Genomic DNA, 11509 nt, shown 5'->3' with positions numbered 1-11509 from the left:
GGACTTCGTACCTCGAAGTCCCGGCCCGCTTCGCGTCGTTGTGCTCCTTGGGGTGCTCCTCGGGCTGCTACTTGAGCCCGGAGCGGACGAACGCGTTGACGATGTTGCGCTGGAGCACCAGGTACAGCGCGAACACCGGCAGGCAGGCGAGGCCCGAGACGGCCATCAGCGGCCCCCAGTCGGTGCCCTCGGTGCCCATGAAGCTGCGCAGCCCCAGCTGGAGGACGGCGTTGCTGCGCTGCATCACCATGGCGGGCCAGAAGTACTCGTTCCACGCGTTGACGAACAGCACGACGGCGAGCGCCGACAGCGCGGAGCGCATATTGGGCACCACGACGGTCCACAGCGTCGTCCAGGACGAGCGCCCGTCCATCGCGGAGGCCTCCAGCAGCTCCCGGGGGAAGCTCTCCAGGTGCTGGCGCAGCAGCAGCACACCGAGCGCCGAGCAGAGGGTCGGGACGACGACGCCCATGATGGTGTTGAGCAGCCCGAGCTGCATCAGCAGCACGTAGTTGGGCAGCATGGTGACCTGGAAGGGCACCAGCCAGGTGCCGACGAACGCGATGTACAGCAGCCGCTTCAGCGGGAAGTTCCACGCGGCGAAGGCGTACGCGGCGAGCAGCCCGGTGAGCAGCTGGCCGACGGCGATCAGCCCGGCCATCGCCAGCGTGTTGAACAGCAGATGCACCACGTCGACCTGGCGGGCCGCGTCCGTGTAGTTCTGCGCCGACAGCGGCCAGGGCAGCGGGGAGAGCGAGTAGACGTCGCCGGGGCGGCGCAGGGACGTGGCGTACAGCCAGTAGATCGGGAAGACGCAGAGCGCGCTGAGCACCGCGAGCACCCCATGGGCGCGCACGGTGCGCAGGCGGCCGCGGTCGCCGACGGCCATTTCGGACACGATGGATGAACTCCTCGGCTATTCAGCTCAGTTGTCGGGCTCAGTTGTCGTGGAAGGCCAGGCGCTCGGACAGCCACACCAGTGCGGCGGCGACCAGTCCGAAGCCGGCGAAGAGCAGCATCCCGGCCGCCGCGCCCATGCCCGCGTCGTAGCTGCGGAATCCGTAGTCCCACAGCAGGTAGTAGACGTTGGTGGTGGAGTCGGCCGGGCCGCCCTGGGTGAGCGAGTCGATCAGCGGAAACGTCCACTGCGCCGACAGCAGCACGGTCATCAGCATCAGGAAGACCAGCGTCGGGGAGAGCAGCGGCAGGGTGATCCAGCGGGTGATCTGTCCACGGGACGCGCCGTCGAGGGCAGCCGCGTCCGCGTAGTCGCCGTTGATGCCGGACAGCGCGGCGGCCACCACGAGGACGGCGAAGCCGAGCACATGCCAGCCGGTGATCAGGATGATGGCGATCTGGGCGTAGCCGCTCTCCTGCAGCCAGTTGACCGAGGTGCCGGTCGCCTGGTTGACCACGCCGCCGCGCGGGTCGAGCAGCCATCCCCAGACCGCGGCTCCGGCCACCGGGGCGACCAGCATGGGCGAGAACACCAGGGCCTGGTAGACGGCCCGGGACCGGCCGCCGAGCCGCCGGGTGAGCAGCCCGACGACCACCGGGATGACGATCGAGAACGGCAGCAGGCCGAGGATCACCTCGACGGTGCGCCACAGCGCGTCGCCGAGTTCCGGGGAGTCCATCATCCGCCGGTAGTTGTCGAGCCCGACCGGTTCCATGGGCGTGGTGGGCAGCAGGTTCCAGGAGTAGAACGACAGCTGGGCGGTCTGCGCCAGCGGCCGGTACACCCAGATGCCCAGCAGGATCAGGGCCGGGGCGAGATACAGATACGGCGCTGCCGCGCGCCGGATCGCGCGCGGCAGCGAGGGCCGCGCCGCCTTGATGGCCTTGCCCATCGGCCGGGGCGGCGCGGCGACCTCCACGAACATCTCTCACTCACTCCATCTCGGGTGCCAGGTCGGGTGCCGGTTCGGGTGCCGGGTCTGTGTCGGGCGTCAGGTCCTGGATGAAGCGCACCATCGCGTCGCGCTCGCTGTCGTACACATCGGGGCCTCGCTCCACCGGCAGCGCGGTGGCCACCAGGGATCCGCCGATGAGGTCGATCCGGGTGAATCCGGCGCCCTCGGCGCCGCGCAGCCTGCCGCTCGGGGACATCGCGTCCACCCGGTACGCCAGCGCGGGCGACACCCACACCGGGACGGTGCCGAGCACACCGGAGCTGATGTGATGCGCGTGTCCGGTGACGATCAGACGGACATCGCTTCCGGCGACGACGGCGCTCAGCCGGCCGGCGCCGCGCAGCCGCAGCAGATGGACGGTGGGCACCGGGGACGGCAGCGGCGGGTGGTGCAGGACCAGCACCGTGCCGAGCGGCGCGGGCCGGGCCAATTCCGCGCTCAGCCAGCCCAGTTGGGCGTCGGACAGATGGCCGTCGTGGCGTCCGGGCACGCTGCTGTCCAGCACCACGATCCGCAGGTCTCCCACCCAGTGCACCCGGTCCGCGGACTGTCCGGCGGGCAGCAGCTCGGCCCGGAACGCGGTGCGCTCGTCGTGGTTGCCCGGCACGTACACCACCTCGGCGCCGATCCGGGTCGCGAACGGGGTGATCACACCGCGCAGCCGCCGGTACGCCTCGGGGGCGCCGCTGTCCGTCAGGTCGCCGGTCAGCAGCAGCGCGGCCACCCGGGCCCCGGAGGCCGCCACCAGCTCGATGGCGGCCTCCAGGTTCGCGAGGGTGTCGACCTGGCCGTGCATCAGCTCACCCTCGGGAAGAATGTGGGTGTCGCTGAACTGCACCAGGGTCAGTTCGGGGGCTGTCATATGCCGACCGGTCATTTCTTCGGCAGCAGCTTGGTGGCCTGCTTCTGGGCGGCCTCCAGCGTGGACTTCGGGTCGGCGCCCTGGTAGACGGCCTTCTCCACCGCGTCCAGCATCTCGTTGCGCGCCTGGATGTAGTTCTTGCCGGGGAAGGACTGCCACGGCTCCATGCGGGCGAGCTGGTCCAGGTTGGGCTTGATCAGCGGGTTCTGCTGCGCCCAGGTCTTCAGGCCCTTCGGGTCGTCGACCAGGCCGGTGCGCAGCGGCAGGTAGCCGATCTTGCTGGAGATCATGGTGTACGCCTGGTCGCTGGTGAGGAACTTGATCAGCTCCCAGGCGGCGCGCTGCTTGGCCTGGTCCTTGGCGTAGACGAAGAGCGCGGAGCCGGAGTTGGTGGGGACGACGGGCTTCTTTCCGAAGCCGGGCGAGGTGGTGGCCCGCAGGTCCCACTTGTCCTTGGAGCCCTTCATGAAGAGCCCCTGGACCGCGCTGGTCTCCAGGATCATCCCCATGTCGCCGCGCGCGAACTCGGTGTACGCCTGCTCCTGGCTGAGCCCCGGCGTGGCCCCGGACTTCACCATGGCCTGGGCCTGCTTGACCGCCTCGATGGCGGGCGGCTGGTCGAAGGTCAGCTGGGAGCGGTCCTCCGAGATCACCCGGCCGCCGTTGGAGCGGACCATGGACTGGAAGCACCAGTCGGTGGCGATTTTGGTCAGGCAGTCGCTGTAGTGGCCGTCCTTGCCGGTCTTCTTCTTGATGGCCAGGGCGTCCTTGGCCACCTCGTCCCACGTCGTCGGGGGCTTGGCGGGGTCGAGACCGGCCTTCTTGAACAGGTCGGCGTTGTAGTAGAGGACCGGGGTGGAGAACACGAACGGGACGCCGTAGGTCTTGCCGGACCAGTCGCCGAGGGTCTGGGCCCGGGTGGCGTACGGGTGGGTGCCGCCGAAGTTCTTCCGTACCGCGTCCTTGCCCACCAGGTCGTCCAGCGGCTGGGCGCCGAGTCCGTTGACGGCGTAGTCGAGGTCGCCGAAGCCGAGCTGGGCCACGTCCGGCGGGTTTCCGGAGGCGGTCTCGTTCTGGACGCTGGAGACGGCGTCGGCGGCCGGGTTGGGGCTGTTCCCTTGCGGCTTCTGTGCGGTCACCTTGATATTCGGGTGAGCCTGTTCGAATTTCTTGATAAGTGCGGTGAACGTGTCCGTCCACGGGCCCGCCTGGCCGAAGTTGTAGCTCTCGAAGGTGATCGACACCTTCTGGTCGGCCGCGAGCTCGGGCACCGGAGAGGAACCGGACTTCTTGTCCTCGGCGGCACCGAGCCCGCCGCACGCCGAGGTGCCGAACAGGATCGCCGCGGCGCCCAGGGCGGCGCCGAAACGGAAACGAGGGGATCTCACGGAAATGCTCCTAGTGAAGCGTCGGGGCATGCTGGTACGGGGAATTCGGCGCGGGCGACGCGGCGAATGAGTCGGATGCCGGGTCGGCCACCGGGTCGGGGGTCCAGGTCAGCCTGCGGCCGCCCGCCCGGTCGAAGAGGTGGATGTGGTGCGGCGCCACGCCGAGTCCCAGCGGGTCGCCGGTGGCCACGCCCAGCGGTCGTGGTCCGCGCAAGCTGACCTCGGCGGAGCCGACGGCGCAGTGGGCGACCTCGTCGCTGCCCAGGTTCTCCACCGCCCGGACCCGTGCGCGCAGCATCGGCATCGCGGCCGGGGCGAGGTGCTCGGGCCGCACGCCCAGCACCACATCGCGCGGGGGCAGCTCACCGGCGATGCCCAGGGGGACGTCGATGTCCTCGGCCACCGCCCGCAGTTCGCCGTCCCGGCTGACGATCCGGGCGTCCAGGAGGTTCATCGGCGGCGCGCCGAGGAAGCCCGCGACGAAGACCGAGGCCGGTTCGTCGTAGACCTCGGAAGGCGTGCCCACCTGCTCCAGGCGGCCCGCGTTCAGCAGCGCGATCCGGGTCGCCATGGTCATGGCCTCGACCTGGTCGTGGGTGACGTACACGAAGGTCGAACCGAGCCTGCGGTGCAGGCTGGTCAGTTCGGCGCGGGTGGAGGACCGCAGCTTGGCGTCGAGGTTGGACAGCGGCTCGTCCATCAGGAACGCGCCGGGGTCGCGCACCAGCGCCCGGCCGAGCGCCACCCGCTGGCGCTGGCCGCCGGACAGCTCGCGCGGGCGGCGCTCCAGCAGTTCGCCGAGGTCGAGCACCTCGGCGACCTCCGCCACCTTGCTCCGCGTCTCGGACCGCGACCGGCGGCGGGCGCGCAGCGGGAAGCCGATGTTCCGGGCCACGCTCAGATGCGGGTAGAGGGCGTAGCTCTGGAAGACCATGGCGAGGTCGCGGTCGCGCGGCGGGGTGTGGGTGATGTCGGTGTCGTCGAGGCGGATGCGGCCCGCGGTGGGCGGGGTGAGTCCCGCGATCATCCGCAGCAGGGTCGACTTGCCGCAGCCGCTCGGTCCGAGCAGGACCAGGAACTCGCCGTGCCCGACATCCAGACTGACCCCGTCGACGGCGACGGTCCGGCCGAAGCTTTTGGTCACGCCCTCGATGCCCAATCGGCTCACGAGTCAATTCCTTTCCCGCCGGGTTATGGTGCGGAAGAACAACAACAGCCACAGATGTATTCGAGGTAAACCAGCCCTGACGATATAAGTTCGTCGGCCGGTGATTGATTTCTTCAATCAGCCGAGTGGAGCAGGGAATTGACAAGAAAGCGGACAAGGCCCGCGGGTCAGCATGGAACCCATGCGCTCTCGGCCCCTCCTGGCATTCATTTGTACCGCCACTTTTCTGGTCTATCTCGACACCAGCATCACTCCGGTCGCCCTGCCCGATATCCGGGCGGACTGGGCGGTGGCACCACAGCCGGGCAATGGCTGCTCGACGCCTACACGCTGGCGTTCGCGTGTCTGCTGCTGACGGCGGGCTCGCTGGGTGACCGGCTGGGCCGCCGGACCGTCCTGGCCCTGGGCATCGCCGGGTTCACCGCGGCGTCGGCGGGCTGTGCGCTCGCCCCGGACACCGGCACGCTGATCGCCGCGCGGGCCGCGCAGGGTGTGTTCGCGGCGGCGATCGTGCCGTTGTCCCTGGCGGTGACCTCGGGGCTGTTCGACGACGCGCGGCAGCGGGCCCGGGCCATCGGGATCTGGGGCGGCACCAGCGGTGTGGCGCTGGCCCTCGGACCGCTGCTGGGCGGGCTGCTGGTGGAGGCCGCCGGGTGGCGCAGCATGTTCTGGATCAACATCCCCATCGGACTGGTCGCCCTGATCGGGCTGCTCGCCACCATGCCGCCCGCCCCGCCGTCCGGTGCCGCGCGGCGGGTCGACGTCCTCGGCCAGCTGCTGTTCACCGGCGGCGGGGCCGCGCTCACCTTCGTGGCCATCGAGGGGCGCGCCCTCGGCTGGCTGTCCGCTCCGGTCCTCGGACTGTGCGCGGTGGCGGTGGTGGCGCTCGGGCTGTTCGGCTGGTGGGAGTCGCGGACACCGGAGCCGATGCTGCCGCCCGCGCTGCTGCGCATCCCGACCGTGGCGATCGCCTGCACCGTCAACTTCCTGGGCCTGCTGGGGCTGTACGCGGTGCTGTTCCTGCTCACCACCCATCTGCAGGGTGCGCTCGGGCTGTCGGCTCTCCAGACCGGGCTGCGTTTCGTGACCCTGTTCGGCTGTCTGGCGGTGGCGGCGGTCGTCGCCTCGTCGGTGGTGGCACGCTGGGGCACCCGCCGCACGATGGTGACCGGGCTGGTGTGCGTGGCGGCCGGGCTGGCGGGGCTGACCCTGGTGGAGACCGGTGTCGGCTATCCCGGTTACGCGTGGGCGCTGGTGCTGCTCGGGGCGGGTGTGCCGCTGTCGAGCGGGGTGGTGGCGATCCAGGCCATGATGGGCGACGTACCGCCTCGGCTGGCCGGGACCGCGTCGGGCACCGTGAACACCTTCCGGCAGTTCGGCGCCGTCCTCGGGGTCGCGCTGGCAGGGCTCCTGTCCCCGGAGCGCGGTGGCACGGTCCACTCGATGCATCTGACCTTCCTGGCCACGGCGGTGGCCGCGGCCCTGGCCGCCGTGCTGACGGCGGTGGTGCTGCCCGCCGGATCAGCGGCGCGGCGGCCAGTCGAAACCGACGGGGTTGGGGACCGGGACGGCGCCCTCGGCCATGATCAGGTCGGCGAACGGGCGCACACACGCGACTAGTTCCTCGGTTCGCGCCTGCCCCAGCACCCGGTAGGGGCGCGCCGCCAGGCGGTCGGTGTCCGTCTCGATCCGCTCGCGGACGAGGGCACCGGCCGCCGTGAGCGTTCCGTCCCCGTACAGCCAGCCCCGGTGGGCGAGTTCGTCCAGCGCCCCGGACCACTGGCCTTCCGTCCACTTGTGGTACTTCTCGGCGTCGGACCGTGGCGAGCGGCCGGACGCGGCGGCCAGCACATGCGCCGCACACGGCTCGATCTCCTGCCCGGCCAGCACCACGGCATGGCCGTCGCCCCGGTATTCGCGCAGCGTGGTGAGCGCCTGCCACAGCGCCAGATGCGGTGCGTCGGGCACCGGCAGCGCGGCGTTGGCCGCACCCAGCGGGCGCCCGCCCGCGCCGTGCACGACGGTGGCGGCGGCCGTGGCGAGTTCGGCCGCCCGGGCCAGCCCGGGGGCGTCCAGCACCGGCCCGGCCAGTCGGCGCAGCGCCGCGTCCATGGCGGCCAGCCGGGCCCGGAGGAAGTCGTGCGGGGTGGCGTGGTCCCACAGCGCGGGCATGGAGCGGGCCACCATCACGGGCGCCAGGTGGTAGAACACCGAGGTCGCGGCGGCGGCGCCGATGGCGCCCAGCGGTGCGGCCCGGCAGCCGAAGTACCACATCCACCGGCCGGGCAGCCCGAGCGGCGCGGTGGCGGCCTGGGTCTCCGGCGCGTAGTAGAGGACGGCGTGCACCGGTTCGGCGGTGTGCCAGGCGTACCGGACCAGGTTCATTTCCACGCTCGCCTGCTTTTCGTGTCGGCCATGGCCCGTACGATCCGGTCGAGGATGTGCGGTGAGGTGGCCAGATTGAGGCGGGCGTGGCCCGCGCCGGACGCGCCGAAGAGGCGGCCCGCGCTGAGCGCGACCCTGGCCCCGCGCAGCCAGAACTCCGCTGGTTCTGCGGGCAGTTGGAGGGCGCGGAAGTCCAGCCAGGCCAGATACGTGCCCTCCGGGAGGCGGTAGCGGACGGCGGGCAGCCACTCGCCCAGCAGGTCCGCGAGCAGCCGCCGGTTGGTGTCCAGGGTACGGACCACCTCGGCCAGCCACGGGCCGCCGTGGCGGTAGGCGGCGGCCCCGGCGACGATGCCGAGCGGGCTCACGCCCCCGGTCGCCGCCACCGGCAGCGCGGACCAGCGGGCGCGGTCGCGCTCCGAGGTGACGATGGCCTGGGCGCACATGAGCCCGGGGATGTTCCACCCCTTGGAGGCGGACACCAGGGTGACGGTGTGGTGTGCCGCGGTGTCCGACAGCGACGCGTACGGCACATGGCGGTGGCCGGGGAACACCAGCGGGGAGTGGATCTCGTCGGCGACAACCCGGCCGCCGTGCCGGTCGACCACGGCGGCGATGTCACGCAGTTCGCGCGCGGTGGCGACCGTGCCCAGCGGGTTGTGCGGATTGCAGAGCAGCAGGGTGCGGCCGCCCTCCGCGAACGCCCGGTCCACGGCGTCCGGGTCGAGCGTGGGCCGCCCGTCCACGGCGCTCATGGGCACCTCGCTGAGCGGCCGCCGGGAGCCGCGTACGACGTCGGCCAGCGGCGGGTAGGCGGGCACCGGGAGGATCACCGGGCTGCCGGGCGCGGAGTGCGCCTCGAGGGCGACCCGTACGCCGTGCACCACGTCGGGCAGCGGGAACACCTGGCCGGGGTCGACCGGCCACCGGTGGGTACGGCCCAGCCAGTCGGCGCACGCGGTCTTCAGCTCCTGGCGGGAGCGGTCGTCCGGGTAACCGAACGCACCGTGGCGCACCGCCGCGTCGACGGCGTCGCGGACGGGTGGCGCCGTCCCGTAGTCCATCTCCGCGACCCACGCGGGGAGTACGTCCGGTGGGTGGCGGGTCCACTTCAGCCCGCCGGTCGTGACCGGAAGACCGGAAGGTGCCTGATGCGTCGCGGTCATCGCCCGGCCACCGGCTCGGGCCGGTACTCCCGGCCACGGGTGACCACCAGCACCGGTTCGGCCAGCACCGACAGATCCCGCAGCGGGTCGCCGGGCACGGCGATCAGGTCGGCGTCGCGGCCCGGGGTGAGGCTGCCGGTCGATCCGGCCACGCCAAGGGCGGCCGCCGCGTCGCTGGTGGCGGCCCGTATCGCCTCGGCGGGGGTGAAGCCGTAACCGGCCATGGTGGCCAGGGCGGTGGCGTACGCGGAGTGCGGGGTGTCGCGGATACCGGCGTCGGTTCCGGCGATGAACCGCACCCCTCGGCGGCGCATCTCGCCCACCACCTGGCGGCGCCGCGCGGCGTACGCCTCGTCGCGGGCCAGCAGCGGGTTGAACGTGCCGCACACCGGGATGCCCGCCTCGGCGATGGCGTCGGCGAGGGCGGGGTCGAAGCCGTCGAAGCCGCGCTCGGTCTGCCAGGTGCAGTGTTCGATGGTGTCCATGCCGTGGGCGACGGCGGCGCGGATGCCCTCGACGCCGTGCGCGTGCGCGGACACCGGCATCCCGAGCAGGTGTGCCTCGGACACGGCGGCGGCCAGTTCGGCGTCGGTGAACTGGGGCAGCCAGGGCTTGGAGTGGGGCGTGGTGTGGCCTCCGGTCACCATGATCTTCAGCAGATCGGCGCCCCACAGGGCCTGCTCCCCGACCATCCGGCGGATGTCGTCGACGCCCTCGCACCCTCCGCCGAGATACCAGCAGTGGCCGCTGGGCGAGGTGAGCGGCCGGGTGGCGGTGAGCAGCCGGGGGCCCTGGCCCACACCGTCGTTGATCTCATCGCGCAGGACGATGTCCAGGAAGCCGTAGCCACCCAGGTCGCGGGCGGTGGTGACACCGGCGGCGAGCAGCGCGCGGGCGTTGCTCCGCATGGTCTCCAGCAGCTCGGGGCCACTGGCCCGCCGAAGCGCCGGTACCGGGTCGGGGCCGCCGTCCATGGTGAGGTGCACATGCGCGTCGATCAGCCCCGGCAGCAGGGTGCCGTCGGGGAAGTCCACGTGTTCCAGGGCCGTGGGCAGTTCGCTGATCCGGCCGACCGCCCGGATCACCCCGCCGCCCACCAGCACCCCGCCGTCGTGCAGGGTCCCGCCGTCGCCGGTCACGACGCGGGCGGCCGTGTAGAGCTTCATCGCGGAGACTGTCCGTCCCGGAGCCACCCGGCGACCCGGGGCCCGATGACCGGACTGTCCTTGATCCACTGGAAGTGGTCGCGGTGGCGGACGGCCGACGACGCGTCGATGTGCCAGCGGGTGACGTCGGCCGTCGCGACCCGGCCGCACAGGAAGTCCACGTTGGACTTCGGGCCCAGCGGGTCCTCGTCCAGGGAGATCGCCAGCACCGGCAGCTTCAGCGCGGCCAGCTTGCGGTCGTAGTCGTACGTCCGGTTCCGGGGCCGGTAGCGGCTGGTCAGCGAGTGGCGGGACCAGTCGGCCATCACCCGGCCCCGCATGGCGCCGGGGATGAGCACCCCGCCGGGCCACCGCCCGGTGAGCCGGGCGACCAGGCCGATCCACTGGATCTTCCACAGTGCCTCGAACCAGCGCCTGGGCTCGAACGCCTTCCAGTACACGCTGCCGGTGCCGATGACGGTGACGCTGGAGATCCGGTGCGGCGCGGTGGCGGAGTACAGCAGCGCCACCTGGCCGCCGAGGCTGTGCCCGAACAGATGCAGCGGCGCCTGCGGAAAGCGCGTGGCCACGGCGTCGACGATCGCGGGCATGTCGACCTCGAGCAGCTCCCGGTAGCCGAAGTTCGGCGCGTCGCCCAGCTTCGGGGTGGACTCGCCCTGGGCCCGCAGATCGACCGTGGCCACCGAGCATCCGGCGGCCGCCAGGGCCTTGGCCATCGGCAGATAGAACTTGGCCTTCATCGCCATCGCGGGCAGCATCAGCACCACGGGGGCGGCCGGGTCCTGATGCGGCAGCAGCCGGACGACGAAGCCCGCGCCGTCCGTTGTGGTCAGCCGCAGCTCTTCGAGCGTGCCGAACTCCGAGGGCCGCTCGTCGCGCTTGCTCGGCGTCGTCATCAGCGCTCCTGGTCCGCGCCGGTGGCCACGTCCACGACGTAGTCGAAGGTGGCCTTGGCGACGAGCACACCGGCGTCGTCGTACATCAGCGCCTTGCCGTCCACGTCCATCCGCAGCTCGCCCTCGGCCGCCAGCACCTCGCGGATCGCCCGCTCGTCGATCATCCCGATGGCCCGGATCCGGCCGATGGCGGGCTTGCGGAAGGCGGTCCTGCTGTCGCGCAGTACGAAGCGGCGGATGGTGTGCAGCCGGGTGGCGGCGGCGCCGAGGAAGGCGGCGGCACCGGCGATGTCGGCGGCGAGGAACAGGGCGCCCGCGTGCACGGTGCCCATGTGGTTCTTCACGTGTTCCTCGCCGGGAACCTCCACGACGGCGCGCTCCGGGCCGATTTCGGTGACCCGCACCCCGGCGTGGTTGCCGAACGGTACGAGGGTCGTGCAGACGCGCCGGATCTCGTCGTAGTCCGGGTCGGCCGGGTCGATGTGGCCGAACGCCTCGGAGTAGGCGCCGCCGGGCTGGGTCTTCACGTCGGTGGTCACGCTCGTCATCCCCTGAATGATCGGGT

11 protein-coding genes are annotated in these 11509 nt (G+C 71.8%); 1 reads left to right on the top strand and 10 read right to left on the bottom strand.

Annotated elements, in window-relative coordinates:
- Nucleotides 1-67: 67 nt before the first annotated feature.
- From ACWC5C_RS29320 to ACWC5C_RS29300, 5 genes are read right to left on the bottom strand one after another with little or no spacing between them, the layout of a single operon-like run.
- Nucleotides 68-889 (bottom strand): carbohydrate ABC transporter permease, encoded by an 822-nt coding sequence (locus ACWC5C_RS29320; protein WP_450880308.1) that lies wholly within the window; start codon nucleotides 887-889, stop codon nucleotides 68-70.
- A 49-nt stretch (nucleotides 890-938) separates the two neighbouring features.
- Complete coding sequence (locus ACWC5C_RS29315) at nucleotides 939-1883, bottom strand: carbohydrate ABC transporter permease (protein ID WP_450880200.1); 945 nt, start codon at nucleotides 1881-1883, stop codon at nucleotides 939-941.
- A gap of 7 nt (nucleotides 1884-1890) precedes the next feature.
- Nucleotides 1891-2775, bottom strand: coding sequence for a metallophosphoesterase (locus ACWC5C_RS29310; RefSeq protein WP_450880198.1), 885 nt, complete (start codon nucleotides 2773-2775; stop codon nucleotides 1891-1893).
- An 11-nt stretch (nucleotides 2776-2786) separates the two neighbouring features.
- On the bottom strand, nucleotides 2787-4163 hold the full coding sequence (locus ACWC5C_RS29305; RefSeq protein WP_450880196.1) for an ABC transporter substrate-binding protein: 1377 nt from the start codon (nucleotides 4161-4163) through the stop codon (nucleotides 2787-2789).
- Between the two features lie 10 nt (nucleotides 4164-4173).
- Nucleotides 4174-5331 carry an ABC transporter ATP-binding protein gene (locus tag ACWC5C_RS29300; RefSeq protein WP_450880194.1) on the bottom strand — a complete coding sequence of 386 codons (1158 nt, stop codon included), beginning with the start codon at nucleotides 5329-5331 and terminating at the stop codon, nucleotides 4174-4176.
- A 210-nt stretch (nucleotides 5332-5541) separates the two neighbouring features.
- Between ACWC5C_RS29300 and ACWC5C_RS29295 the strand changes: the two genes are divergently transcribed.
- The gene (locus tag ACWC5C_RS29295) at nucleotides 5542-6951 is read left to right on the top strand and encodes an MFS transporter (protein WP_450880192.1); all 1410 of its coding nucleotides are present in this window, start codon (nucleotides 5542-5544) and stop codon (nucleotides 6949-6951) included.
- On the opposite strand, the gene ACWC5C_RS29290 is transcribed toward ACWC5C_RS29295, so the two are convergent.
- Genes ACWC5C_RS29290 through ACWC5C_RS29270 form a run of 5 tightly spaced genes read right to left on the bottom strand, consistent with a single transcriptional unit; the run spans nucleotide 6853 to nucleotide 11492 of the window.
- Nucleotides 6853-7716: an SCO6745 family protein gene (locus tag ACWC5C_RS29290; protein ID WP_450880306.1), complete on the bottom strand. Its 864-nt coding sequence runs from the start codon at nucleotides 7714-7716 to the stop codon at nucleotides 6853-6855. The two genes, ACWC5C_RS29295 and ACWC5C_RS29290, sit on opposite strands and share 99 nt — an antisense overlap.
- Nucleotides 7713-8882: a MalY/PatB family protein gene (locus tag ACWC5C_RS29285; protein WP_450880190.1), complete on the bottom strand. Its 1170-nt coding sequence runs from the start codon at nucleotides 8880-8882 to the stop codon at nucleotides 7713-7715. The genes ACWC5C_RS29290 and ACWC5C_RS29285 overlap by 4 nt, the downstream gene beginning before the upstream one ends.
- Nucleotides 8879-10048: an amidohydrolase family protein gene (locus ACWC5C_RS29280; RefSeq protein ID WP_450880188.1), complete on the bottom strand. Its 1170-nt coding sequence runs from the start codon at nucleotides 10046-10048 to the stop codon at nucleotides 8879-8881. The genes ACWC5C_RS29285 and ACWC5C_RS29280 overlap by 4 nt, the downstream gene beginning before the upstream one ends.
- Nucleotides 10045-10944, bottom strand: coding sequence for an alpha/beta hydrolase family protein (locus tag ACWC5C_RS29275; RefSeq protein ID WP_450880186.1), 900 nt, complete (start codon nucleotides 10942-10944; stop codon nucleotides 10045-10047). The genes ACWC5C_RS29280 and ACWC5C_RS29275 overlap by 4 nt, the downstream gene beginning before the upstream one ends.
- Nucleotides 10944-11492, bottom strand: a complete 549-nt coding sequence (locus ACWC5C_RS29270) for a DUF4442 domain-containing protein (protein ID WP_450880184.1) — start codon at nucleotides 11490-11492, stop codon at nucleotides 10944-10946. Before ACWC5C_RS29270 ends, ACWC5C_RS29275 begins: the two co-directional genes overlap by 1 nt.
- Nucleotides 11493-11509: the final 17 nt, after the last annotated feature.

This window comes from Streptomyces sp. NPDC001700, from assembly GCF_053596435.1.
Note: the sequence above shows the minus strand (reverse complement) of the source record. Positions and strands in the feature narration are given on the sequence as shown.